The organism is Rheinheimera sp. SA_1 (assembly GCF_001669775.1).
GTDB lineage: Bacteria > Pseudomonadota > Gammaproteobacteria > Enterobacterales > Alteromonadaceae > Pararheinheimera.
Genome location: NZ_LXWK01000015.1, coordinates 823,980 through 850,602, shown reverse-complemented (window position 1 = coordinate 850,602; position 26,623 = coordinate 823,980). Strand labels below are relative to the sequence as shown.

Annotated in this window: 21 protein-coding genes; 13 read left to right on the top strand and 8 right to left on the bottom strand. The window is 48.2% G+C overall.

The window, feature by feature from the left end; translation table 11 throughout:
• Positions 1 to 5 precede the first annotated feature (5 nt).
• The 5 genes from htpG (at position 6) to A5320_RS11135 (ending at position 5,459) form a co-directional block, all read left to right on the top strand.
• Complete coding sequence (htpG, locus tag A5320_RS11155) at positions 6 to 1,931, top strand: molecular chaperone HtpG (RefSeq protein ID WP_068064320.1); 1,926 nt, start codon at positions 6 to 8, stop codon at positions 1,929 to 1,931.
• 489 nt (positions 1,932 to 2,420) lie between these two features.
• On the top strand, positions 2,421 to 3,065 hold the full coding sequence (adk, locus tag A5320_RS11150) for an adenylate kinase (protein ID WP_068064318.1): 645 nt from the start codon (positions 2,421 to 2,423) through the stop codon (positions 3,063 to 3,065).
• Between the two features lie 201 nt (positions 3,066 to 3,266).
• Complete coding sequence (gene hemH, locus A5320_RS11145; RefSeq protein WP_068064316.1) at positions 3,267 to 4,268, top strand: ferrochelatase; 1,002 nt, start codon at positions 3,267 to 3,269, stop codon at positions 4,266 to 4,268.
• 2 nt (positions 4,269 to 4,270) lie between these two features.
• On the top strand, positions 4,271 to 4,657 hold the full coding sequence (locus tag A5320_RS11140) for an MAPEG family protein (protein ID WP_068064312.1): 387 nt from the start codon (positions 4,271 to 4,273) through the stop codon (positions 4,655 to 4,657).
• A 4-nt stretch (positions 4,658 to 4,661) separates the two neighbouring features.
• Complete coding sequence (locus A5320_RS11135) at positions 4,662 to 5,459, top strand: alpha/beta fold hydrolase (RefSeq protein WP_068064310.1); 798 nt, start codon at positions 4,662 to 4,664, stop codon at positions 5,457 to 5,459.
• 148 nt (positions 5,460 to 5,607) lie between these two features.
• Here the strand turns inward: A5320_RS11135 and A5320_RS11130 are convergent, their stop codons facing one another.
• Together A5320_RS11130 and tpx are read right to left on the bottom strand one after the other, a co-directional pair.
• Entirely contained in the window at positions 5,608 to 6,105 is a 498-nt protein-coding gene (locus A5320_RS11130) for an Hsp20 family protein (protein ID WP_068064308.1), read from the bottom strand.
• A gap of 145 nt (positions 6,106 to 6,250) precedes the next feature.
• On the bottom strand, positions 6,251 to 6,862 hold the full coding sequence (gene tpx / locus A5320_RS11125) for a thiol peroxidase (protein ID WP_068064307.1): 612 nt from the start codon (positions 6,860 to 6,862) through the stop codon (positions 6,251 to 6,253).
• Positions 6,863 to 7,075: 213 nt separating this feature from the next.
• Here tpx and A5320_RS11120 point away from each other — a divergent pair, with 213 nt between their 5' ends.
• Positions 7,076 to 8,056, top strand: coding sequence for a response regulator (locus A5320_RS11120; protein WP_231916716.1), 981 nt, complete (start codon positions 7,076 to 7,078; stop codon positions 8,054 to 8,056).
• Positions 8,057 to 8,058: 2 nt separating this feature from the next.
• Positions 8,059 to 9,039, top strand: coding sequence for a sensor domain-containing diguanylate cyclase (locus A5320_RS11115; protein WP_068064305.1), 981 nt, complete (start codon positions 8,059 to 8,061; stop codon positions 9,037 to 9,039).
• 92 nt (positions 9,040 to 9,131) lie between these two features.
• Here A5320_RS11115 and A5320_RS11110 read toward each other — a convergent pair whose 3' ends face one another.
• From A5320_RS11110 to A5320_RS11095, 4 genes are all read right to left on the bottom strand, one after another.
• Complete coding sequence (locus A5320_RS11110) at positions 9,132 to 10,658, bottom strand: SpoVR family protein (RefSeq protein ID WP_068064303.1); 1,527 nt, start codon at positions 10,656 to 10,658, stop codon at positions 9,132 to 9,134.
• Positions 10,659 to 10,677: 19 nt separating this feature from the next.
• Positions 10,678 to 11,946 carry a YeaH/YhbH family protein gene (locus A5320_RS11105; protein ID WP_068064301.1) on the bottom strand — a complete coding sequence of 423 codons (1,269 nt, stop codon included), beginning with the start codon at positions 11,944 to 11,946 and terminating at the stop codon, positions 10,678 to 10,680.
• A 24-nt stretch (positions 11,947 to 11,970) separates the two neighbouring features.
• Positions 11,971 to 13,893: a PrkA family serine protein kinase gene (locus A5320_RS11100; protein ID WP_068064299.1), complete on the bottom strand. Its 1,923-nt coding sequence runs from the start codon at positions 13,891 to 13,893 to the stop codon at positions 11,971 to 11,973.
• A gap of 266 nt (positions 13,894 to 14,159) precedes the next feature.
• Positions 14,160 to 14,744 (bottom strand): Fe-Mn family superoxide dismutase, encoded by a 585-nt coding sequence (locus A5320_RS11095; RefSeq protein ID WP_068064297.1) that lies wholly within the window; start codon positions 14,742 to 14,744, stop codon positions 14,160 to 14,162.
• Between the two features lie 227 nt (positions 14,745 to 14,971).
• Here A5320_RS11095 and A5320_RS11090 point away from each other — a divergent pair, with 227 nt between their 5' ends.
• Positions 14,972 to 15,322: a Grx4 family monothiol glutaredoxin gene (locus A5320_RS11090; RefSeq protein WP_068064296.1), complete on the top strand. Its 351-nt coding sequence runs from the start codon at positions 14,972 to 14,974 to the stop codon at positions 15,320 to 15,322.
• Between the two features lie 109 nt (positions 15,323 to 15,431).
• Here the strand turns inward: A5320_RS11090 and rnt are convergent, their stop codons facing one another.
• Positions 15,432 to 16,103, bottom strand: a complete 672-nt coding sequence (gene rnt, locus A5320_RS11085; protein ID WP_068064295.1) for a ribonuclease T — start codon at positions 16,101 to 16,103, stop codon at positions 15,432 to 15,434.
• A gap of 199 nt (positions 16,104 to 16,302) precedes the next feature.
• Between rnt and A5320_RS11080 the strand changes: the two genes are divergently transcribed.
• Complete coding sequence (locus A5320_RS11080; RefSeq protein WP_068064294.1) at positions 16,303 to 17,178, top strand: flagellar protein MotY; 876 nt, start codon at positions 16,303 to 16,305, stop codon at positions 17,176 to 17,178.
• 39 nt (positions 17,179 to 17,217) lie between these two features.
• On the opposite strand, the gene mnmC is transcribed toward A5320_RS11080, so the two are convergent.
• Positions 17,218 to 19,104 (bottom strand): bifunctional tRNA (5-methylaminomethyl-2-thiouridine)(34)-methyltransferase MnmD/FAD-dependent 5-carboxymethylaminomethyl-2-thiouridine(34) oxidoreductase MnmC, encoded by a 1,887-nt coding sequence (gene mnmC / locus A5320_RS11075; protein WP_068064290.1) that lies wholly within the window; start codon positions 19,102 to 19,104, stop codon positions 17,218 to 17,220.
• 412 nt (positions 19,105 to 19,516) lie between these two features.
• On the opposite strand from mnmC, the gene fabB reads away from it, so the two are divergent.
• From fabB to A5320_RS11055, 4 genes are all read left to right on the top strand, one after another.
• Positions 19,517 to 20,734, top strand: a complete 1,218-nt coding sequence (gene fabB / locus A5320_RS11070; protein ID WP_068064288.1) for a beta-ketoacyl-ACP synthase I — start codon at positions 19,517 to 19,519, stop codon at positions 20,732 to 20,734.
• A 117-nt stretch (positions 20,735 to 20,851) separates the two neighbouring features.
• Positions 20,852 to 21,982: a 4-phosphoerythronate dehydrogenase gene (locus A5320_RS11065; RefSeq protein WP_068064286.1), complete on the top strand. Its 1,131-nt coding sequence runs from the start codon at positions 20,852 to 20,854 to the stop codon at positions 21,980 to 21,982.
• 32 nt (positions 21,983 to 22,014) lie between these two features.
• Complete coding sequence (locus A5320_RS11060) at positions 22,015 to 23,034, top strand: aspartate-semialdehyde dehydrogenase (RefSeq protein ID WP_068064284.1); 1,020 nt, start codon at positions 22,015 to 22,017, stop codon at positions 23,032 to 23,034.
• Between the two features lie 319 nt (positions 23,035 to 23,353).
• On the top strand, positions 23,354 to 26,494 hold the full coding sequence (locus tag A5320_RS11055; RefSeq protein WP_068064282.1) for a FimV/HubP family polar landmark protein: 3,141 nt from the start codon (positions 23,354 to 23,356) through the stop codon (positions 26,492 to 26,494).
• Positions 26,495 to 26,623: the final 129 nt, after the last annotated feature.

Genomic DNA, 26,623 nt, shown 5'->3' with positions numbered 1-26,623 from the left:
GGTAAATGACTGAAACGACTCAAAAACAAACGCATGGCTTTCAGGCCGAAGTAAAACAACTGCTGCAGTTAATGATCCATTCTTTGTATTCAAACAAAGAAATCTTCCTGCGTGAACTGGTTTCCAACGCATCGGATGCGGCCGACAAACTGCGCTTTTTAGCCTTATCCGACAGCAGCTTATACGACAACGACGGCGATTTACGCGTACGGATCAGCCTCGACGATGCTGCCAAAACCATCACCATCAGCGATAACGGCATTGGCATGAGCCGCGACGAAGTGATCAGTCACTTAGGCACCATCGCTAAATCCGGCACCAAAGAATTCTTTTCCCAATTATCCGGCGAAGCCAGCAAAGACTCGCAGCTGATCGGCCAGTTTGGTGTTGGTTTTTACTCAGCCTTTATTGTCGCCGACAAAGTCACAGTCCGTACCCGCAAAGCCGGTGCCGCTGCCGACAGCGCGGTGGAATGGGAATCATCAGGTGAAGGCGAATACACTTTAACCCCAATCAGCAAACCAAGCCGTGGCACCGATATTGTTCTGCATCTGCGTGAAGCTGAATCTGAGTTTCTTGGTAAATGGAAAGTTGAAGGCATCGTCACTAAATATTCTGATCACATCTCTATTCCGGTACAAATGTGGGAAGAAGGCAGTGCTGAAAGCGAAGGTGAAGACGGCGAAAAAATTGCGGCAACTGAAGGCCATTGGAAAGTCGTTAACAAAGCCACTGCACTTTGGATGCGCGATAAATCTGAGGTCTCTGAAACCGAATATCAGGAATTCTACAAACATATTTCGCATGACTGGACCGAGCCATTAAGCTGGAGCCACAACAAAGTTGAAGGTAACAGCAACTACACCAGTCTGCTCTATGTGCCGAAAAAAGCGCCGTTTGATTTATGGAACCGCGAAGCTCGCCATGGTCTGAAATTGTATGTGCAACGTGTGTTTATCATGGATGACGCAGAGCAATTCATGCCAAGTTACCTGCGCTTTATCAAAGGTGTGCTGGACTCTAGCGATTTACCGCTGAACGTCTCCCGCGAAATTCTGCAAGACACCAAAGTGACACAAAGCCTGCGTAAAGGTTGTACTTCACGTGTTCTCAAAATGCTGGAGAAAATGGCCAAGGCTGAAGATCAGGCGGAATACCAGACGTTCTGGAATGAGTTTGGTCAGGTTATCAAAGAAGGCCCGGCCGAAGATTTTGCCAATAAAGATCAAATTGCCAAATTGTTGCGTTTTGCTTCAACTCACAACGACAGCGACATTCAGAACGTTGGACTGGAAGCCTATGTCAGCCGGATGAAAGAGTCCCAAGATGACATTTATTATCTGGTTGGCGACAGTTACGAAGCAGTCAAGCACAGCCCGCATCTGGAAGTACTGCGCAAAAAAGGCATCGAAGTGTTGTTGTTATCTGATCGCATCGATGAGTGGCTGATGCAACACCTGACGGATTTTGAAGGCAAAAAACTGCGTTCAGTGGCCAAAGGTGGTTTGGATCTGAGCAAACTGGATGACGAAGCAACGAAACAAGCTCAGCAGGAAACTGAACAACAGTTTGCTGCAGTTGCGGCACGTTTTAAAGTTGCATTGGGCGACCAGGTCAAAGACGTTAAAGTCAGTCATCGTTTAACCGACAGCCCGGCTTGTATTGTCACTGATGAGTTCGATATGAGCACACAGATGATGAAGCTGATGGAATCAGTTGGCCAGAAAGTGCCTGAAGTAAAACCAATTTTCGAATTAAACCCAGACCATCAATTGGTGAAACATATTGCCGACGTACAGGACGAAAGCCGCTTTAAACAATGGGCTGAGGTTATTTTTGAACAGGCGCTGTTGGCGGAACGTGGCAGTCTGAAAAATCCGGCTAGCTTTGTCACCCGCTTAAACAGCTTGTTGCTTGATCTGGCGAAGTAACAAAACTGCTGTTCCCGAATCGTAGTAAACGGACAAATCCGCGAGGCTTTGTCCGTTTTTTATTGGCAACAACCAGAACTACACAATTTACGCCGATATTCCTTTGCTGTTGCGGATGATGGTTATTCATATCTGCATGATAAATAATCATAAATGCTAAAATAAGTCTCAGTGTAAAGCTGGTGCAAATTTCAGCAGCATCGCAAATTTATTGTCCACCCCGGTAAAACGTATCTGGCCGCTAAGGCTTATCTTTGCTAGCACTTTGGTCTAATGCAACTTGCTGTAACCTAAAAAAAACTATCAAAAAACCAATCTTAAATAGGAAAGTTCAGGCAATCTGCTGATTTGCCATGTTACGACCAAAGTAGCCTTGACTAATCTGATGAGCAGACTTAGGGCGACAAATTTCTTGTCTGATGACGGACATTGTGTAAAGATCCGTCCCTTACAACGATTGGATCAATCCCCAGCTACTCGAGGTTTTGTATGCGTATTATTTTGTTGGGTGCCCCAGGTGCCGGAAAAGGAACTCAGGCGCAGTTTCTGATGAGTAAGTTTGGCATCCCGCAAATTTCCACCGGTGACATGCTACGTGCTGCTATTAAAGAAGGCACACCGCTTGGCGTCGCGGCAAAACAGGTGATGGACGCTGGTCAGCTGGTGTCAGATGATCTGATCATTGGTCTGGTGAAAGAACGGATCGCGAAAGAAGATTGTGCCAATGGCTTTTTGTTAGACGGTTTCCCACGCACTATCCCACAAGCCGATGCGATGAAAGACAACGGTGTGGTGGTTGATTTTGTGATTGAATTTGATGTGCCGGATGACGTAATCGTCGAGCGGATGAGCGGCCGTCGTGTCCATCCAGCTTCTGGGCGGGTTTACCATATCAGCTACAATCCACCAAAAGTGGCCGGTATTGATGATCTGACCGGTGAAGAACTGGTGATCCGCGAAGATGATAAAGAACAAACCGTGCGCAAACGGTTAGGTGTTTATCACGAACAAACTGAACTGTTGGTGGGTTATTACCGTAACCAAGCAGAGCAGGGGCTGACCAAGTATCATCATTTAGATGGTACCCAGCCGGTTGACACGGTAAGTGCGCAGTTGCTGGCATTGTTGGCATAAGTCGGTTTAAGTTGGCTTAACGCAATAGAACAACCTTACATTGAGAGCCCACCTTCAGGTGGGTTTTTTTATGTGCGCGCAAATGTGCCTTACTTTTCCAAAGAGAATAAGTCGATGACTAACATCGCTTTTATTCGATAAGCCAGCATCAAACAACATGCTAAACTTCGACACAGCTTGCTTTTGGGGATACTTCTTGTAATGACCACCAACTTAACTTTGCCACTGCAGCGTTATGCAGTTGTCCTGGTAAATCTCGGCACACCAGATGAACCCACAGTGCCGGCCATTCAACGTTATCTGAAACAATTTTTGTCAGACAAACGGGTTGTCGATTACCCGGCTATTTTATGGCAGTGCATTTTACGTGGGATCATCTTGCCATTTCGCGGCCGGCGCGTTGCGAAGTTATATCAATCAATTTGGTGGGAACAGGGTTCGCCGCTGCGGGTGATTACCGAACGGCAAACCAAAGCGCTCGGTAATGCCATGCTGATGGGTGGGCTGCCGGTGCAAGTGCGTTATGCCATGACCTATGGCAATCCTTCGATTGCTTCGGTGCTGGACGGGCTGCGTGCCCAAGGTGTTGAACGTTTTGTGGTGCTGCCGCTGTATCCGCAGTATTCCGCCACCACGACCGCCGCCATCTCCGATCAAATCGGCAGTTATTTACAGCAGCAGCGGGATTTGCCGGAAATCCGCATGCAAAAACACTATCATCATTTACTGGCTTATCGCAGCGCGCTGGCAGGTTCAGTGCGGGCACATTGGGCAAAGCAGGGGCAGGCCGATGCACTGCTGTTATCCTTTCATGGTATTCCTGAGCGTTTTGTCAGGCTTGGCGACCCCTATGAGCGGCATTGCCGGGAAACGGCCGCCAATCTGGCGACTGATTTGGGCTTAACATCAGAACAAGTGTTAGTTAGCTTCCAATCCAGAGTGGGTAAAGAGCAGTGGTTGCAACCATATACCGATCAACTGCTGGAAAAGTTACCGGGGCAAGGTATTAAAAAGCTCCAGGTGTTGTGCCCGGCATTTTCGGCCGATTGTCTGGAAACACTGGAGGAAATCGCGGTAGAAAACTGCGAAGTATTCCTGCATGCTGGTGGTGAAGACTATCAATACATCAAGGCGCTCAATGATTCGCCTTGTCATATTCAATTATTCCGGCAGCTGGTGCTGCAACAATTACAGGGGTGGTAAACATGACTTTAACCGTACTTCCTTATTATGCTGCAGCCTTGGCCGTAATGTATGTGGTGTTAGCCGGGCTGGTGGTCAGGCAACGTGTTAAGTGCAGGGTAGGCCTGGGCGATGGCCAACAACCTGCTCTGGTGAAAGCAGTGCGGATCCATGGTAACTTTGCCGAATATGTACCTTTATTATTGATTTTATTGCTGATCCTGGAGATCCAGGGCGCCGCGTTGTGGCAGTTACACCTGATTGGTGGTTTAACTTTAGCCGGCAGGCTCAGTCATGCCGTTGGTTTGAGTAAAACCAGTGGCACCTCGGCACCGAGGATGATTGGGATGTTGTCCACCTTTGTTGCTTTGTTAAGCAGTGCGGCTTTTTTGGTGTTGGGCCAGGTTTAATTCGATGAAAATTGTCGGGCAGGGTCAGCCAGTGTTGTTGCTGCATAGTTCACTGAGCAGCCACAAACAATGGTTACCGCTGGTAGGGCAGCTGAGTGAGAAGTTTCAGCTGCTGCTGCCGGATTTGTTGGGTTATGGCAGCCATCCGGTCGCTGAATTTCAGGCAGAACCCAAACATCAGTTGGCCGTCGAAGCGGATGCTGTGCTGGCGCAGATCCCAGTTGCTTTACTGCAACAACCGATGCTGCTGATTGGCCATTCGTTTGGTGGCGCGGTGGCCTTACATCTGGCACGTACCGGTAAAATCAAGCTTAAAGCGTTAATCCTGTATGAGCCGGTGGCTTTTCATTTGCTGGCGAATTCAGCAGATGCAGAGGCTATTGCGCTCACCGCTGAAGTGGTGGCGTTATCGCAGCAGATGCCTCATCTGCCAGCCTGGGACGCCGCACGGTTGTTTGTCGATTATTGGCAACAGCAGGATTATTTTCAGCATCTGCCCGCTCGAATGCAGCAGCAAATGGTGAGTCAGGTTTGGAAAGTGCCGCAGGATTTTTCCGCATTGATTGGTGAACCCGCTACGCTTGCCGACTATCAGCAGATCAGCTGCCCGGTGTTGCTGTTACGTGGGTCAGAAAGTCGCCGTTCGGCTTTATTGATTTCGGAAATGTTAGAAAGAATATGGCCAGAGGCCAGTGTCAAGACGCTGCCAGCCGGTCATATGGGGCCGGTGGCAGCAGCAGAATTAGTCAACGCCCAGATCATTGAATTTATCCGGGCGCTTAATTATACCCGTCATCCTTGAAGATTCGGGGTTGTTGCCTTCGCTCTCTCGCTGAAGCGTCAGTCCGACCCAGTCACATAGAACAGCTATGCTCCGGGCCGGGCTGGCGCTCCAGTCTCATTCGCTTGTCGCCTACCCGGATCTTCAATGATTTAGGCTATAGACAACATTAACTATTACTGGCTACGGTGAGCGCCGGTGTTTCGCTGTTGGCGGCGTTTTGTTGCGTCAGGAGAGTTGACGGCTGGCTCTGGCCAATATTAATCCGGCGTGGTTTTAACGCTTCCGGCACTTCGCGCACAAGTTCAATATGCAACAAACCGCTGTGCACATTGGCACCTGTTACCTTGATATAGTCGGACAGCTGGAACTTACGCTCAAAATTGCGCTCCGCAATGCCCTGGTGTAAAAAGCGCCGATCTTCGGTTTTATCCGCTTTTTGCCCTTTGACCACCAGCTTGTTGTGTTCGGTTTCTATCGATAATTCGTGTTGATCAAAACCTGCAACCGCCATGGTGATCCGATACTGATCTTCGCCGGTCACTTCGATGTTGTACGGTGGATAAGCGGGTTGTTTTTCATTACGGGCAGCGGCGTCCATCAGGCCAGCCAGATGATCAAAACCAATAAATGAACGGTAAAATGGAGTGAAGTCTAAAGTTGTCATCGCCAATTCCTCTATAAAGTAAGCAAATTAGTTAAGCATTTGATTAATAAGGACTGTCCACGACGGGACCAGTCCATTTCAGGATCCTGTTCAGGCATCCTGCTTTATAAAATAAGGTCGGCGATGACGGTTTCAAGGGGGAAATTTAAGGTTTTTTTGCACTGATTGTTTTAAGTTGGGCCAGTGCGGCAGCGTAGTCGGGTTCCTGACCCAAACTAGGCACCAATTGCTGGTAAACAAGCTTACCACTGGCATCAATAATTAATACCGCGCGGCTTAAAATGCCCATGTCCTTAATTCTTAACCCATAACTGCTACCAAAATCGCCCCAGACCGCATCCGATAACACCAGCAATTTGTCGACTTTTTCCTGCACACAAAAGCGTTTTTGGGCAAAGGGCAAATCGGTTGAAATAGTCATCACCACCACATCTGCAGGCAAGGCCGCAACTTCCTGATTAAATTTTTTGGTCTGGATTGAACAAACGCCCGTATCCAGACTGGGAACGACACTGAGCAATACCGTTTTGCCACTGAAATCGCTTAGTTTGACTGCTTTGAAAGCCTGATCGGCGACTTTGAAATCGGGAGCTTGTTGCTGCAACACAGCCGGAGTACCGAGTAGTTCAATTTGCCGTTCACCTGCTTTTATATCAGAAAGACGGCTGGGTAATGTTGCGGTCAAATCAACCGCCACGGCACTGAAACTTAACATCGCCAAACCAATCGTTGTGGCGCAGCGTGACATTTTTTTCATTCGAGTTCTCCTTTGGAAACAACACAAGTGGCTTGGGAATTTAATCAGTAATTCAATCTGTTAAGCACATGACGGCTGGTGCTGTGCCGGGATGTTTTTTATTCGCACTATCAAGATTTCAGCGCTACACTGAAAACTAACAATACGTGAATCAGGTGTCTAATGGTAGCTGCGGTTTTGATATGCGATGACTCGAATCTGGCGCGTAAGCAGATGGCACGTAGTCTGCCTGCCGAATGGCAAGAAAAAATTTCCTTTGCCGGGCACGGACAGGAAGCGCTGGAAGTATTAAAGCGCCAGCCGATTGATTTGTTATTCCTCGATTTAAATATGCCGATCCTTGACGGTTATGAGGTGCTGCAGGCAATTTCCCAACAAAAAATTCCAGTCAAAGTGGTCGTGGTTTCTGGCGATATTCAACCGGAAGCCCGCGAGCGAGTGCTCAGTTATGGCGCACTGGATTTTATCCGAAAGCCGGTCGCGGCAGAAAAACTGACTGAAGTACTGCAGCAGTTTATATCTGTTCATAGCGCCGCCGACAGTAAACAAGTGATTGATCGCGCGATGAATGCCAATCAGCTGGCCGGTGATTTTGCGCTGGATCCGATCCTGCGTGATGTATTTCAGGAGCTTACCAATGTCGCGATGGGGCAGGCCGGTGATTTGTTGGCGCGGTTGCTAAAAGTATTTGTAAAACTCCCCATCCCCAACGTCAACGTCATCGAAGTCAGTGAACTGCATATGGCAATTGCTTCGGTGGAGCAAAAGCAAACCACGTCGGCGGTCTGCCAGGGATTTATTGGTGGTGGCATTTCTGGCGAAGCCCTATTAATTCTGAATGATTCGAGTTTTGCCGATATTGCCAAACTACTGAATTACAATGGTAAATTGACTACGAAGACCGAGCTCGAGCTGTTGATGGACATCGGCAATATTTTGATTGGTGCGGTGTTAAAAGGGCTGGCTGAACAAATTGATATGACCTTTAGTCAGGGCCATCCGGTGGTTTTAGGGCAACACGCGCCGATCAGTGAAATGATCAAAGCCAATGCCAAACGCTGGAAGCGCACTTTGGCAATCGAAATAAGTTATGGCATTGAAAACTATAATATTAATTGTGATTTATTACTGCTTTTTACTGAAGACAGTATTAAAACCATGAATTATAAAGTCGCATTCTTGCTAGAAGAGTAGTTATGTCACAAATGAATTCAGATGTATCCGAAGTACACTGGTTACTGGACATGTTCCAGACGGTTGATGTGGGTCTGGTGGTGTTAACCATCGACTACAAAATACAGGTCTGGAACGGTTTTATGGAAAACCATAGTGGTTTGACACCGCGTCAGGTACGTGATCGGCATTTATTTGATTTGTTCTCTGAAATAGATGAAGACTGGCTGCGCCGTAAATGCGATCCGGTGATCCTACTGAAAAATAAAGCTTTTACCATTTGGGAGCAGCGGCCATATATCTTTAAGTTCCGCAACTATCGGCCGATCACCGGCTCGGCCGACTATATGTACCAAAATAGCACCATTTTCCCGATCACCGATGTGCGTGGCGTGGTGACCCATTTGTGTATGATTATTTATGATGTGACCGATGTTGCGACCAGCCGTCTGGAGCTGGAGTCGATGAACGGCCAATTGCGGCAATTATCAAAAACCGACTTTTTGACCGCACTGAATAATCGTGGCCATTGGGAAGACTCGCTGATGACGGAATTCAAACGGCTTAAGCGCAGTGGTCATCGTAGTGCGTTGCTGATGTGTGATATCGACCACTTTAAGCGGGTAAACGACACCTTTGGCCATGCCGCCGGTGATGCGGTGATTAAAGATGTCGCGCAAGCCGTGAAGAAAAACCTACGCGAGACAGATGTGGCAGGTCGTTATGGCGGTGAAGAATTTGCGGTGCTGTTAGTGGATACCACTGAGGATCAGGCGCTATTTTTTGCTGAACGCCTGCGAAAAACAGTCGAAAATTTAGCCATTGAATACAACCAGCAATTACTCCGGGTGACAGTGAGCGTGGGCATTGCTGAGTATCACAGCACAATGCTTGAGCACCGGCACTGGATTGAAGCCGCTGATAAAGCGCTTTATACCTCCAAAGCTAACGGCCGTAATCAGGTCACTTTATGTCAGAGTGCTGAGCAATTGTCGGCTGGCTAAGTTCGGATTTTGTTGAAGGTAATTTGAAAAAAACCGGCCATCTTCGCCGGTTTTTTTCAAAGTGTTGTGCACAGAGTTGAACGTTGGTGGTGCTAGTTCGGCACCATCAACAGCTGCCGCACCGTATTGTCTTCGTTCAGTTGCTCCAGCCTTACGGTAAACCCCCAGAGCCGGTGCAAGTGTTTTAACACCTGATGGTAGCTGTCGGCCAATGGCACCCGTTTATTTGGTACAAAGCGCAGCGTTAACGAGCGGTCACCACTGACGTCGACATTCCACACTTGAATATTCGGTTCAATATTACTCAGATTGTACTGGGCCGACAGCATCGAGCGAATATGCTGATAGCCTTCGTTATTGTGGATAGCTGCCACTTCCAGCGAGTTTTCCTTGTCATCATCAACAATGGCAAACAGGTGAAAATCGCGGATAATTTTCGGCGACAGATACTGGCTGATAAAACTCTCGTCTTTAAAGTTTTGCATCGCAAAATGCATGGTTTCCACCCAGTTGCTGCCAGCAATGTCAGGAAACCAAAGTTTATCTTCGGCTGTCGGATGTTCGCAAATACGCCGAATGTCACAAAACATGGCAAAACCGAGGGCATAGGGATTGATGCCGGAGTAATACTTTGAATTGTAGGGCGGCTGAAACACCACATTGGTATGATTGTGCAGTACTTCCAGCATAAATTTGTCGGTGACTAAACCTTCGCCATACAGATGCTGCAAAATGGTGTAATGCCAGAACGTTGCCCAGCCTTCATTCATCACCTGGGTTTGTTTTTGTGGATAAAAATATTGCGAAATTTTACGGACGATCCGCACAATTTCCCGCTGCCATGGTTTTAGCAAAGGTGCATTTTTTTCAATAAAATACAGAATGTTTTCCTGCGGCTCTGCCGGGAAATGCCGCTCTTCCGCTATCGCTTGTTGTCCTTTATTCGGGATGGTTTTCCACAGTTGATTAACCTGCGACTGCAGATAACTTTCCCGATCTTTTTGCCGGCGCTGCTCTTCATCCATTGAAATTTTCTGCGGTCTTTTGTAACGGTCAACCCCGTAGTTCATCAGCGCGTGACAGGAATCGAGAATATCTTCCACTTCACTGAGGCCATATTTTTCCTCACAATCGCTGATGTATTTTTTCGCAAACACCAGATAATCAATAATGGATGATGCATCGGTCCAGGTTTTAAATAAGTAATTGTTTTTAAAAAAAGAGTTATGACCATAACAAGCATGCGCCATCACCAGCGCCTGCATGGTAATGGTGTTTTCTTCCATCAGATAAGCAATACAAGGGTTGGAGTTGATGACAATTTCATAGGCCAGCCCCATAAAACCACGTTTGTAGTTCTGCTCGGTCTGGATGAATTTTTTGCCATAAGACCAGTGGTTGTAACCCAGCGGCATCCCGACGCTGGAATAAGCATCCATCATTTGTTCGGCGGTGATAATTTCGATTTGATTCGGGTAATAATCGAGTTGATAAAATTTAGCCACCCGTTCAATTTCGGCCTGATATTGGGTCAGTAGATCAAAGGTCCAGTCCGGACCATCCGACAGTGGGGTCACACTTAGTGCTGGTATTGGTGCGGTTTTCGGCTTGGCGGTCATCCTGCACTCCTTGAAGATGTTAAGCAGCTTGTTTCTTAAACAAGGTTCGAAACACCGGGTAGATGTCACTGACCTGACGGATCGGCTGGATGGCAAAATTTTCAAAGCCAACTAACAGCTTTTCGTATTCCTGCCATAAGCTTTGATGCGGCCGCTGGGTGATTTCGATATAGGCGTAATAACGCACAAACGGCAGTAGCTGCTCAGTGAGCAAAGAAGCGCATTGCGGGCTGTCATCGGCCCAATTGTCGCCATCGGACGCCTGCGCCGCATAGATATTCCATTGCGTCGGGTCGTAACGGTCTTTGACAATCTCGGCCATCAGTTTCAGCGCGCTGGAAACAATAGTACCGCCGGTTTCCTGCGAATAGAAAAATTCCTGCTCGTCGACTTCTTTGGCCTGGGTGTGATGGCGGATGTACACCACATCGACGTTTTTATAGCTGCGGCTTAAAAACATATACAGCAGAATATAAAAGCGTTTCGCCATATCTTTAGTGGCCTGATCCATCGAGCCGGATACGTCCATCAGACAAAACATCACTGCTTTACTGGTCGGCTCCGGTCTTTTGGCGAAATTTCGAAACCTTAAATCAAAACTATCAATAAAAGGCACCGCGCCAATCCGTCGTTTTAACTCCAGCACTTCGGCGCGCAGTAACTGCAGCTGATGCTGGTCTGGTACCGGATCTTGCTCCAGCAAGGCAATCTCTTGCTCCAGTTCGTGTAACTGTTTTTTCTTGCCAGCACTCATTGCAATACGTCTTGCTAACGAGCCTTGTAACGAGCGCACAATATCGATATTGCTGGGTACACCTTCCGAGCGATAACCAGCGCGGACATTTTTGTATTGCACCAACTTATCCAATTGATTTTTCTTCAGATTGGGCAGTTCTAAGTCCTCGAACAGCAAATCTAGATATTCATCTTTGGAAATTGAAAATACAAATTCGTCTTCGCCTTCACCGTCCTGGCTGGCTTCACCCTGACCAGAGCCGCCACCTTGTCCACCCAAAGGACGTTTGATTCGATCTCCCGGGCTAAACTGATCGTTGCCAGGATGGATCATTTCGCGATGACCGCCTTTACCCTGATGAAAAAATGGCTCAGTAATATCGCGACCAGGAATAGTCACTGACTCGCCACTGTCAATATCAGTAACGCTGCGTTTACTGATGGCGTCGGAAACCGCCTGTTTAATCTGGTGCTTGTAACGACGGATGAACCGTTGCCGGTTCACCGCGCTTTTGTTTTTGCCGTTCAGGCGTCGATCGATAAAATGCGCCATAAAACCTCCGGCTGACCCTTAGCATCACTGCGATTTCCGTACCCGCAAGTACCACTCCGACAGCAAGCGGACCTGTTTGCGCGTATAGCCTTTTTCCATCATCCGATCGACAAAATCATCATGTTTTTTCTGATCATCGGTCGAGGTTTTGGCATTAAACGAAATCACCGGCAACAGTTCTTCAGTACTTGAGAACATCTTTTTCTCAATCACAGTGCGCAGTTTTTCGTAGCTGGTCCAGGTTGGGTTTTTGCCATTGTTTTTGGCTTTGGCTCGCAGCACAAAGTTCACGATTTCATTGCGAAAATCTTTCGGGTTGCTAATGCCGGCTGGTTTTTCAATTTTCTCCAGTTCCGCATTCAGCGCCGAACGGTCAAACAACTGACCAGTTTCCGGATCCCGGTATTCCTGATCCTGGATCCAAAAATCAGCATAAATCACATACCGATCAAAGATGTTCTGGCCATACTCGGAATAAGACTCGAGATATGCCGTCTGAATTTCCTTGCCAATAAATTCAACATACTTCGGAATCAGGTAACCTTTTAAGTGCTCCAGATAACGTTCTGCAACATCGGCAGCGAATTGCTCCCGTTCAATTTGTTGCTCCAGCACATAAAATAAATGTACCGGATTGGCAGCCACTTCCGTGCTGTCGAAGTTAAACACCCTTGATAAAATTTTAAAGGCAAAGCGGGTTGAAAGTCCGGTCATGCCTTCGTCGACACCAGCGTAATCGCGGTACTCCTGATAGGATTTCGCTTTAGGATCAGTGTCTTTTAAGCTCTCGCCGTCGTAGACCCGCATTTTGGAATACAAACTGGAGTTTTCCGGCAGTTTCAGCCGTGATAATACTGCAAATTGCGCTAGCGAAGTTAAGGTGCCTGGCGCACAAGGCGATACTTTTAACTCACTGTGTTCAAGCAGTTTTTCGTAAATTTTCACTTCTTCCGATACCCGCAAACAATATGGCACCTTGACGATATAGACCCGGTCTAAAAAGGCTTCATTGTTTTTGTTGTTGCGAAAGGTTTGCCATTCAGATTCATTGCTGTGCGCCAGAATAATACCTTCAAACGGCAGCGCGGCGAGGCCTTCTGTGCCGTTGTAATTACCTTCCTGTGTCGCAGTCAGCAGAGGATGTAGCACTTTAATCGGTGCTTTAAACATTTCTACGAATTCCATCATGCCCTGATTGGCACGGCATAAAGCGCCGGAATAACTGTAGGCGTCAGGGTCATTCTGGGCGAAATGTTCCAGCTGGCGGATGTCGACTTTACCCACTAAGGAGGCAATATCCTGATTGTTTTCATCACCAGGTTCAGTTTTGGCGATGGCGATTTGGTCCAGTATGGATGGGTATTTTTTTACCACGCGAAATGAGCTGATATCGCCGTTAAATTCATGCAGCCGTTTACTGGCCCAGGGCGACATAATGGTTTTTAAATAACGTTTGGGGATGCCGTATTCCTGCTCCAGGATATTGCCATCTTCATTTAAATCAAACAGACACAACGGACTGTCGTAGACCGGTGAGCCTTTCAGATAATAAATTGGCACTTGTTGCATCAGCGATTTCAGTTTTTCTGCCAGCGATGATTTACCACCGCCAACCGGCCCCAACAGATACAGAATTTGCTTGCGCTCTTCCAGGCCTTGCGCTGAATGTTTCAGGTAAGCGACGATTTGTTCAATTGCGTCTTCCATGCCATAAAACTCAGAAAATGCCGGATAGCGGGCAATTACTCTATTGGAGAATAACCGACTTTGTTTCGGATCCTGGGCGGTATCAATAAACTCAGGGGAACCAATCGCCATCAACAGCCGTTCCGCCGCACTGGCGTAACAACTTTTGTCACCTTTGCACAGCGTCAGGAATTCAGAAATACTGTATTCCTCTTCCCGAGCGGCTTCGTAACGTGACTTGTAGTGCTCAAAAATACCCATATGCACCTCCGCAACCTTGTCATAAAAAACATGAGACTGAACCGGTGTTATGTTTAAAGGTTAGACAGTAAAATCTGGCTTCGCCCAGCTAATTGACAGAATTTTATGAAATTTTCGACAAACGGCGCTCTGAGGCGATCTGAAGTGCAACAAGCTTAGTTGAATGCCGGGCATGGAGAGTAAAAACAACAAACCCGGCACAGGGCCGGGTTTGTATAGCTGGCAACTAATAGTTACTCAGCTGACGATGACTTCACGAAAGTCATTTATTTAGCAAAGTTTTCCGCCGCGAAGTTCCAGTTTACCAGTGCCCAGAAGGCGTTCAGGTAAGTTGGACGGGCGTTGCGGAAATCGATGTAATAAGCGTGTTCCCACAGATCCACAGTCAGGACTGGTGTCACTGAACTGTCGGTCAACGGTGTACCGGCATTGCTGGTGTTGACGATGTCTAAAGTACCATCGGCTTTTTTAACTAACCAGGTCCAGCTTGAACCGAAGTTGTTAACAGCTTTGTCGTTAAAAGCAGTCTGGAACGCAGCAAATGAACCCCATTTGGCGTTGATAGCGTCTGCTAAAGCGCCTGATGGTTCGCCACCGGCATTTGGTGCCAGGCAGTGCCAGTAAAAGGTGTGGTTCCAGATTTGCGCTGCGTTGTTAAACACCGGGCCTTCTGAAGCTTTGATAATGTCTTCCAGCGATTTGCCAGCATGGGCAGTGCCTTCAATCAAAGAGTTCAGTTTCACGACATAAGCGTTGTGGTGCTTACCGTGGTGATAATCCAGAGTTTCTGGAGAGATATGTGGTAATAACGCATCTTTTGCGTACGGTAATGCTGGTAATTCAAAAGCCATTTCTAATTCTCCACTGACGTTGTTGATGGTGTCTGCATCACGTAGACTACAAAACCCGACTAAAATACTCAAGTTTTACCTAAGACCTTAGCCAAGCAAATGAGCTCGTGATGTTTGTTTTATGCTAGGTTTTATTTTTGGGGCAGATCTTGAAAACTCAAGTGGCTGACCTCAAATCCTCTGGTAAAATGATTTAACTTTTTTGTGCTGTAAGGCAGAGGCTCACCATGGAAACGATCGACAAAATTAAACAACAACTGACAGATAACCCAATTATTCTGTTTATGAAAGGTTCACCAAAATTCCCAAGCTGTGGTTTTTCTGCACAGGCTTCGCAAGCGCTGATTGCTTGTGGTGAACAATTCGCTTATGTCGATATTCTGCAAAACCCGGATATTCGTGCTGAACTTCCAAAATACGCCAACTGGCCAACCTTTCCACAATTGTGGGTAGAAGGTGAGTTAGTCGGCGGCTGTGACATTATGCTGGAAATGTTTCAACGGGGTGAATTGCAGCCACTAATTAAAGAAACTGCCGCGAAATTCAAAAAGCCTGAAGATACCCAAGCTGCTGAATAATTGATACAGGCCAGGTAAGAGACAACATAAAAGCAGCCAAGGCTGCTTTTTTTACTATTTAAATCATTCACTTTGAATGTTTAGTCAACTGCTGAACCGGTAAAGAAGGTTATTCCGCTGCCTGTTCTTCCGGTTCGTCATTGACGCTGCCAAGGAAGGGCGGTGGCCAACCGCCTAAGTTTTGCCAGCGATTGACGATATGACAAAACAGTTCTGCCGTGCGTTCGGTATCGTATAATGCGCTGTGGGCTTCTTTGTTATCAAAAGCAATACCCGCCGCCTGACAGGCTTTTGCCAGTACCGTTTGCCCCAATGCCAGCGCAGCCAGCGTGGTGGTATCAAAAGACACAAAGGCATGAAAAGGTGAGCGTTTGATGCTGTTACGTTCGACAGCCGCGTTCAGGAAACCCTGATCAAAAGCTGAATTGTGCGCCACCATCACCGCGCGCTGGCAACCGGCGTCTTTTTGCGCTTTTCGCACGGCTTTAAAAATTTCAGTCAGCGCTTCGCGTTCGGAAACTGCACCACGCAGTGGGTTATACGGGTCTATGCCATTAAACGCTAACGAGCTCGGGTTTAATACAGCACCTTCAAATGGCTCAACGTGAAAGTGCAGGGTTTGCGCAATTTGCAGTTGACCTGAGTCATCCATGGTCAGCAAAGTAGCGGCGATTTCCAATAAGGCGTCGGTTTGCGCGTTAAATCCGGCAGTTTCGACATCGATGACGACGGGGTAATAGCCACGGAACCGTTGAGAGAGTAATGTTGACGCTTGAGTCATGGGTAAACCTGCAGGCCAGTCGGGCGGGCAGTATGCCAAAAAAAAACAGTTTCGTCTTGTCGCGGCACAGCCTTTGCAAGAAAAAATAATCAGCGTCTGCAGCCGACATTTGCGTCAAGTTCCCGACCTGTAAGTCCTAAAGACTGCCAGAATAGTTAGATAGCGTCAGCATGACCCTTGTTGCGACGCAGGAGGCCCAATGAAATTTAAACAAACTCTGTTATTGGGTTTAGTGCTGGTGGCAACTACCAGCCAGGCGCGAATGAACATTCGGCAATATGCTGCCACGATCGAACAGGCGAACTGGGCCGTTACCAATGCCAGCGCACTAAAATGTGAACTGAGTCATAACATTCCAAATTTCGGCGAAGCGCGGTTTAGTAGCAATGCCAACAAAGAGCTGAACCTGTTATTTGAACTGAAAATGACACGTTTACCGGACGATTATGGTCTCGCCAAAGTTATGTCGGTCCCGCCCCAGTGGCGCGCCGGCGAAATTGCCAAGCCAATTGCTGATTTAGCTCTGCTGAAACAATTTGATGGTGGTTTACCGAAAAAAGCCGCCTGGACCTTGTTGACAGAATTGGAACAAGGTTTTAGCCCGACCTTCTATTTTGCAGACTGGCATAGCCCTTTTGATCAGGTGGCGGCAGCCATTAATCCACTGCGATTTTCCGATCCGTTTCAGAAATTTAATCTATGTATGGCAGGGTTATTGCGGTTTACCTTCGAAGATATCGCGATGACAGTGTTGAATTACCAATCGAACAGTGATGAGTTAACCCGTGAGTCGCAAGCCAGATTGGATCAGATTGCCGAATATTTAAAACATGACAAAGCGGTTGCAGAAGTAAGCATTGATACTTATACCGATAGTTATGGCGGCCGCTGGATCAACGAAGAACTGTCACGTAAGCGCGCAGCCACGCTGAAAGCGTTTTTTGTCAGCGCCGGTGTTGATGCAAAACTGGTGAAAACCGAAGGCTTCGGTGAGAAACGCCACGTCGCGCCGAATGAAACCAGTCGTGGCCGTGGCACCAACCGCCGGGCAGTGGTGCAACTGGCAAAGTTATAAATCGCCTTGGCACTTGATCATGGCTCGCTGTTTAAAGGCTTACGATTTCTCAAATCGTCGTGCAGAAACCAGGGCTGCTATTTCCACCGGCAGCGGTGTCGGTTCACCACAGATCTCTGCCGCCAGCTGTTCCGCCAGTAAAGGTGCGAACAGCAGGCCTCTGGCACCAAGCCCACCCAACACCCAACTTTGGTTTGCTAATTGCCCTGCAAGTGGTAAATGATCTGGAATGGTAGCTCTGAGTCCCGCCTTAGCTGAAATGACAGTCGCATGGCTAAACCAGTCAGGTTGCTGTAATACCTTATTGACCAATGCCAGATTGGCAGCATTATCTTCTTCCAGCTCAACGGCTTGCTGTCTGCTGCGATCAAAGGTCGCACCCACACAATGTTCCTGCTGCCCGCTAAAAATGTCGTTCGCCGGCGTGATATATCCCTGATGACAAATCACCGTTTTGAGCGGCGCCATGCCAGTACAATCAACATGACTGACTTGTCCGCGTACTTGCTTGACCGGCAAACCGGCGGTCATTTCAAAATCGGCGAGGGCGGCACCAGTCGCCAGACACAGCTGACTGCTTTGTAGCTTGCCTTGATGGGTGGTGAGCTCCCACTGCATGGTTTGGTGACTGAATGTCGCCGCTTGCAGTTCACAATTTAATTGCAGGGTAAATCCTGGTTGCTGCTGTAAATATGCAATGGCCGCTTGGCAAAACAGCTGCGGCGCAATCCAGCCGCCTTGCGCAAAAAATAATCCGGGAAATGGTATTGCCAAGCCAGCAACTGCACTGGCTTCGTTGTCGTTCAGGGTTTTTAGCAAGGACGAAAAGACCGGTTGCTGGCTGATTTTCTGTTGTCTGATCGCCAGTTGCTCAGTGCAGGCCAGGGTCAATACCCCGCAAAAAGCATGCGGAAACTGAAAACTCTGCGCGTGCAGCCGCTGATAAAACCGTCGGGCAAAACAAAATGCATGCGCATGAAACGCCGACACCGCGCTAAATGTACTTTGTAGTTGCGGGTATAAGGCGCCCTGGCGGTTGTGGGAAGCGCCGCTGGCTACCTCAGGATCTTTACAGATCAAATGTATTTTTTGGCCGCGGCTGACCAGTGCCAGCGCCAGGCAAACCGAAGCCAGTCCGCCGCCAACAATACAAATATCGGATACTGCTGTTGGTGTTGTTGGTACTGGTGCAGACTCTGGCGACGCAAAAGTACCGACACACATTTCCCGCTTGCGGCCATACCCTTTGATTTTTTTGACCTGAAATCCAACCTCGCTTAAACCACGGCGCACTAAACCTGCGCTGGTAAAAGTAGCGACAGTGCAACCTGGTTTACTTAAGCGCGCCATTTGGCTGAATAATTCTGGTTGCCACATTTGTGGGTTTTTACTCGGCGCAAAGCCATCGAGGAACCAGGCATCAGCCTGATTGTGCGCCGATAACTGCGGCATCGAGTCATGCACGTCACCCAACCATAAATCGAGGATCACCTGACCATTGTCCAGTTGTACCCGATGACAACCGGGAAGCGCGGGCGGATATTGCGCCAGTAATTGTGCCGCCAGCGGCGCCAGTGATGGCCATTGTGTTAAGGCCAGTTCGAGATCGGCATGAGTGATCGGATACTTTTCAAAACTGCTGAAATACAAACGCTGGCAGCGCATGGCGGGAGCGGCGGCCAAAGCTTGCCGAAAATTGTGCCAGGCCAGTAAAAAATTCAGGCCGGTGCCAAAGCCTGTTTCAATGATATGGAAGTATTCTGCAGGATGTTGTAACCAGCGATCCGGTAAACCATTTTGTTGTAAAAACACATATTGGGTTTCTTCCAGGCCACTTTCATTGGAGAAATAGACATCACCAAACAGGTCGGAAACCGGTGTGCCTTGGTCGTTGTAGTGAATTTTCGCGGATTGAATGGCTTGCATGAAAGTGCTCTGGCAGGAAAAAATCGGCACAGTTTAACCTGATTGTCATTTGGATAGATAATATACCCTTCATCATTAACAATTTGGGGTTGTTGACTTCACTCGTTCGCCGCAGTCACATAGTTAACTATGCTCCTGCGGACTCACTCACTCGTCGCCTACCCAAATCGTCAATGATTTTGGGTATATACCCTTCAGCATTGAAATTGCAGGGGTGTTGGTCGCCTTCTCTCACTGGCGTTCCAGCATCGCTCACTTGCCGCGGTTCCACCGTGGCCATCCTGCACCTTTCAATGATTTTGAGTATAGTGTACAACTGTGCGCTGAAATTGGACCAGTTGGCGCGGAAAAGTCCGTACAATAGCTTTTATTAACATATAGCAGCGTTAGTTTGCAGATCTCAGGAGTCAGAATGAAAAGAGCAGTAATCACCGGATTGGGCATTGTATCCAGCATCGGTAACAATCAGGCTGAAGTATTAGCCTCGTTAAAAGCTGGCCGCTCAGGTATTACCTATTCACAGGAGTTTGCTGATCTGGGATTGCGTTCGCAAGTCTGGGGTAATATCAAGTTAGACCCGAGCGAACTGATTGATCGCAAAGCCTTTCGTTTTATGGCCGATGCCGCCGCTTTTTCTTATATCGCGATGCAACAAGCGATCGAAGATGCAGGTTTAACCACTGAACAGGTTTCTCACCCGAGAACAGGTCTGGTCGTTGGATCTGGTGGGGCTTCTTCTAAAGTGCAGGTGGAAGCTGCAGATATCCTGCGCGAAAAAGGTGTGAAGCGGGTTGGGCCTTATGCCGTGCCAAAAACCATGGCCAGTACTTGTTCTGCTTGTCTGGCGACCCCTTTCCAGATTAAAGGCGTCAACTATTCGATCAGTTCCGCCTGCGCCACCAGCGCGCATTGTATTGGTCACGCCGTCGAACTCATCCAGTTAGGTAAACAGGACATTATTTTCGCCGGTGGTGGTGAAGAAGTGCATTGGACCTTAGCCATGGAATTTGATGCGATGGGCGCGTTATCTACCAAATATAATGAAACGCCGGAACTGGCCTCGCGCACTTATGATGCCAACCGCGACGGTTTTGTGATTTCTGGTGGCGGCGGCATTCTGGTGATTGAAGAGCTGGAACATGCCTTGGCCCGCGGCGCAAAAATTTATGGCGAGGTAGTTGGCTATGGCGCAACTTCAGATGGCTATGACATGGTGGCACCAAGCGGTGAAGGCGCAGTGCGTTGTATGCAAATGGCGATGCAAGGCGTGGACGCGACTATTGATTACGTCAACACTCACGGTACCAGTACCCCGGTGGGCGATGTGAAAGAACTCGGCGCTATTCAAGAAGTATTTGCGGGTAAATCGCCAGCCATCAGCGCAACCAAAGCGATGACCGGTCATGCCTTAGGCGCTGCCGGTGTGCACGAAGCGATTTATTCATTACTGATGATGGAGCACGGTTTTATTGCACCATCGATTAATATCGGTGAACTGGATGCGGCGGCCGAAGGTTTGAACATCATCACAAAACCAACCGAAGCGAAGCTGGAAACTGTGATGTCGAACAGCTTTGGTTTTGGCGGCACCAACGCGACTTTAGTAATGCAAAAGTATAAAAATGTATAAAAAGTATCGCGGTTAATTTTAACTTACACTGCAAGCACACTAACAAAGCCACCAAGCGGTGGCTTTGTTATTTCTGGCAGTCTAGAATGCGGTCACTTTTGGCGAACAGGGCCTGAAATGAAAATTTACGCTGATGAAAATATGCCTTACGTGCAGCAGTTTTTTGCTGAGTTAGGCACTGTGCAGTTGGTCGATGGCAGGCAATTAACGCCAGCGCAAGTCGCTGATGCTGATGTATTGCTGGTGCGTTCAGTGACGCAAGTAAATGCGCAATTATTATTACAAAACAATCAGTTAAATTTTGTTGGTACTGCCACTATCGGTGTAGATCACATTGATCAGGCTTATCTAAAAAGCCGTGAGATTAGTTTTAGCAGTGCGCCAGGCTGTAACGCCCAGTCGGTAGTGGAATATGTGCTGAGTAGTTTGTTTTTGCTGGCGGAGCAGCAACAAAAACCATTGCAGCAATGGACGGTGGGTGTGGTCGGCGTTGGTCAGATTGGCTCGCGGCTGGTGAAAGCCTTACAGGCGCTGCAGGTGAAAGTACTACAATCGGATCCGCTACGCGCCGCCAATGAGCCAGATTTTCCACATCTGGATTTCACTGAATTATGTCACAAGGTTGATGCACTGAGCTTTCATGTGCCATTGGTTAAAGGCGGAGCTCATCCAACGCTGAAGCTGTTAAACCAGCACAATTTGCCGCAGTTACCGCCAGCAGTCACCATTATCAACGCTTCGCGCGGTGAAGTGACTTGCAACCAGGCGCTGCTTACCGAAGCGAAAAGTGGTGTACACCGCCCGCTGGTGCTGGATGTCTGGGACAACGAACCCAATGTGCTGCAAGAATTGGTACCTTTCACCACGATTGCCACGGCGCATATTGCCGGTCATAGCATTGAAGGTAAGGCTCGCGGCACCGAAATGTTATATCAGGCGCTGTGTAAAACGCTGAAAATACAGCCAAAACATCAATTGCATGATTTTTGTCCGGTTCCAGTGATGGAAAAGCTGCAAATTTCTGCAAATTTTAGACTTTCAGATGTCCAAAATATCTGCCGTATGTTATATGATGTCCGCCGTGATGACGCTTTATTCAGATTTCATCTGCAAGGTCATGGCTTTGACTGGCTCAGAAAACATTATCCGCCACGGCGGGAATTTAGTTCGTTGCAAGTGCAGCTGGATAATCCAGCTCTCGCAATTCCGGAATTTTTACGTAACTTAGGTTTTAGTTCTAGGTTTTAGGTTTTAGCAGCCAGCATTAGGGGAAACAAACTATGGCGCAGCAATTCGACGTCGCAATTTTAGGTGCAACTGGTTTAGTCGGTCAGCATCTGATTGAAATTCTTGAACAACGTGATTTTCCGGTGAAACGGTTAATCCCTTTAGCAAGTAGTCGTTCCGCTGGCGGGTTTGTCACCTTTAAGGGTAAGAAAATTGAAGTGCTGGATGCCGATAAATTTGATTGGTCAGAAGCGCAAATTGGTTTGTTTTCTGCTGGCGGCAGCATTTCAGCCATCTATGCACCAAAAGCAGCAGAAGCGGGTTGTGTGGTGATCGACAACACTTCGCATTACCGCTATGAAGCGGATATTCCGTTGGTGGTACCGGAAGTGAATCCACATGCGATTGCTGACTACCGCAACCGCAATATTATCGCCAATCCAAATTGCTCTACCATTCAGATGTTAGTGGCATTAAAACCGATCCACGATGCTGTTGGTATCAGCCGCATCAATGTCTGTACTTATCAGTCGGTCAGTGGCGCAGGCCAACAAGGCATCGAAGCGCTGGCCAAAGAAACGGCGCAGTTACTGAATGGTCGGCCGGTGGAAGGGGATGGCAAGTTCAGTCGTCAGATCGCGTTTAATGTGATCCCGCAAATTGACGTGTTCCTGGACAATGGTTACACCAAAGAAGAAATGAAAATGCACTGGGAAACCCAGAAAATCATGGGCGATGACAGCATCAGCGTCAATGCGACTGCGGTGCGGGTGCCGGTGTTTTACGGCCATGCTGAAGCGGTGCATCTGGAAACCCGCCATCCAATCAGCGTTGAGCAAGTCAAAGCCTTATTGGCCAATGCTCCGGGTGTGGTACTGCTGGAAGACAATGCCGATTTCCCGACTCAGGTTGGCAACGCTCAAGGTCAGGATGATGTGTTTGTTGGCCGTATTCGTCAGGATATTTCGCATGAAAACGGCATCAACCTTTGGGTAGTGGCTGATAACGTGCGCAAAGGTGCGGCCACCAACAGCATTCAGATTGCTGAACATTTGATCCGTGATTATCTGTAAGATACGCCACAACTGAACGAGAATAAGGCTCCTGCGGGAGCCTTTTTACTTGCTGTCCCTTTCACGTATGACTCCCATCCATATTGTTTTCCTCCATCCAGCCGGTTAAGTTTCAGGCAATGTCGCAGATAACCTGTGAAATAGCTGGCTTTCTGCGGGCGGTTCGTCGCATTGACTGCTGATCTGGTTTAGAATTCAGAACAAAGTGACTGTGCAATGTGGAACATTGTTTGCAGGAGCTCGTTATCAAAAGTGTAAATGTGATGGCACCGCGCAATTCAGGTGACATATTGACGCCAAAGCGGTTAGGGAATTTTGAATGCATCAACTGCGATTATTAATCCTGTTGCTGATTGTCAATTTTATGACGGTTGCAGTGGCGGATACCACCGCAAAATTGCGTGGACCGAAAGAGTTTGACGCTCCAGCAGTCACCCGGCTGGGTCCGTTGTCTGCACGTGACACCTTGTGGCGACTTGCCGAACAAGCAAGACCAGATCCGCGTTTGAATATGTATCAAGTGATGCACGCGCTTTACTTAAAAAATCCTGACGCTTTCCTCGAACAAAATTTTAATCACCTCAAACCAGGTTCGTACCTGGAAATCCCAACTATTCGTGAAATTCTCGCCATTAATGCGGTGGAAGCGCAACGTAAATCTGAAAATGACGACCGGGTGTGGGCGGAGAAAATCCGCAGCGTGGCCAATGCCAAGCCGGATGAAAAAGCTGCCCGCCAGCAAGACGTCGCCAAGGCCACCAAGCAGATTACTGAAGAATTAAATCGGGTTGAATCACAGCAAACCGAGCAAATGAGCGATATCCGTGATCGGCTTGGCGCTTCAATGGCCAATGTTGAAACCATCGTCGTCGAAAACACCCAGCTGAAAAAACAATTGGATACTGTGGTTGAAGAACTGACGCTGGTTAAAAGTAAACTCGATAAAGACAGCGAAATTCAAACCCAGTTGCAGCAGTTATTGTTACAACAAACCGAGCTGCTGGAACAGCAACGCGAACAAATCAGAAAAGCCGAAGAGGGGTTCAATTTTGCCGAAACCTGGCAAAAACTTGCCTCAAGTCCGGTAGGCTGGGCCATTGCAGCTTCGTTGCCTGCCATTATGTTATTGTTGATTATCGTGTCGTTTATCCGTCGCCGTGGCCAAAAAGCCGCGGATGTGGTGTCAGCTGCGACAGCATCGCCAACAGTCGATCCAAATTATCGCTCGCCGTTGCCGCCGCTCGATGACAGTCTGGATTTTGATGAAAGCAGCCTGATCAATCTGGATGATTCCCTGCTCAATGACAGTCTGAATTCAGGTATTCGACTGGATGACGACAACTTTGCGCCTAAATCGGTCAAACCGGCGATGACAAATAACTTTGCTGACTTTGCCGATGATCTGCTGGATGATAGTTTTGACTCGCCAAGCCCGGTCAATAAAGGCAGATCAGAATTTGATCTGGATGATTTGCTGGACGAGCCACTGGATGCGCCTGCTGCTCCCCGCACCGAATTTGACGCCAACAACATCCTTTCCGGCGACGATCTATCATCGTTATTTGATAATCTGGACGAAGAACCGGCTTTTACTGCCAAAGAAGATTTTGATCCGAAAAATATACTGTCTGGCGATGATTTAAGTTCACTGTTTGACAATCTGGACGAAGCAGAAGATCCGGATGACATTTTTGCGCAGGCGCTGGCAGCTCAGGACGCCACGGCTGCAAGTGCAGCACCAGTAGATGATGTTGATGACTTACCATCTGATCGGCCACTTGCTGCGGATGCATTGCAAAACGCCGCCGCACAAGCCGATGAATTTGATGAACTGTTGGAAGAAATTGAACTGGATATTCCAACCGATCCAGACGATTTAGTGTCATTGGACGAAGAGTTTGATATCGATGCATTAATGGCTTCCACCCAGGCTGCACAGCAGAACACAGTAGCTCCGGCTGCTGCACCAACAACACCAACAGCGGCACCGATGCAACCGGACGATGATGATTTTGATATCGATTCGTTATTGGCAGCGAACGCCGAATCCGCAGCTGTACCAAAAGCTACTGCTATGGATGTTGCAGAGCCAAATCTGACCGCAGCGGACTTTGTTGCCGATATGCCGGAAGCAGAGAAAGTCAGCACTTTTGACAGCTCGGAGCTGGATGCATTTGCTGAATCGCTGGCCGAGGAAACACTGGCTGAATCTGTAGTTACTGAACTCAATGATGACGATTTGGCCTTAGTTGCTGCCGAGTTCGCGCTGGAAGCTGAGCATATCACCGAAGCGGTTGAACCAGACGAAGCGGATTTGGCCAGCGAACTTGACGATATTTTGTCGGAAGTTGCCGAAATCCGGGCGCAGAGTCAGTTACATGCCGCGACGCTTGCCGGATTGTCGTTGCCGGAATCTGCGCTGGCCGAAGCCAATGAAGATTTCGACGAAGCTTCGATTTCAGTGGCTGATGTCAGTTCGATGCTGCAAGACAATGATGATGACGAGCCGGATTTTGTAGCGGCACCAGCACCAGCACCAGCATCAGCGCCGGTATTGCCTGCGTCGGCAGAGTTTTCAGAACTGCCCGACAGTGACGACATTATGCTGGATGATTTTGACCCTGTTTCACCGAAAATCGTCTCTGCTGATCCGGAAGAGCTGAGTGAGTTTGCCACCCTCGATGATAACGACATCCATAAAACTCCGATGCCGGATTTAGAAGAGCTGGACGACAATTCGGTCAGTCGACTCTATGAATCGCTGTCGTCGGTCGAACGGCCCAGTAAAGTATTGGATGAATATCCGGAACTCGAATTGTCGGACGATTTGCTTGCCGACAGTGATGCGGATCTTATTTTTCCAGACGATGATTTGACGGACGAGACGGCTTTACTTGAAACCGCCTTTGACAGCGCTTTTGATACCGGGAATGAAGTTGAGGCTGGGAATGCACTAGCCACAGATCCAACTTTATTGTCTGAGCTCAAAGCGTTAGAACACACCAATTTTGATGAAATGTTGTCCGAGCTCGATCAATTTGAAGCGGTAACTGTGGCGCCGGAACAAGATCTGCAGTCGGCCAAACGCGTGCTGGCTGAATTAGACGCGGCGCAGCAAACTCAACAAAATACCGTGGTCGCAGCAGCAGATCATGATATTCCGGATTATGTGCATATCGACAAGTTGTTGGCTGCTTCGGAAGACGACGAACTGGAACCCGTCAGCAAAGGGGTGCTGAATATTGATGTCGGGTTGGCTGATTTTGAAGATTTAATTTCCGCCGATGAAATGGGCGATGTCGATCACGCCGATGCTGGTTATGCCGGACGACTCGATTTGGTCAGGGCTTATAACGAAATTGGTGATGCCGACAGCGCTGAACAGCTGATCAGAGAAATACTGGCATCCGATGCGCCAGCTCACGTCAAGCAGGAAGCGTTAACGCTGCAGCAAAGCTAAAGTATTGTTGCTGCAGTTGAAAGTCCTGCTATCAAAGCCGTCACTGTCGCCTGGAATGCCAGGCTGGCACACGCCCGTTGGGATTTACCCGCTGCTTTGTTATACTCGCGCCGGTTTAACGAGGAGTGG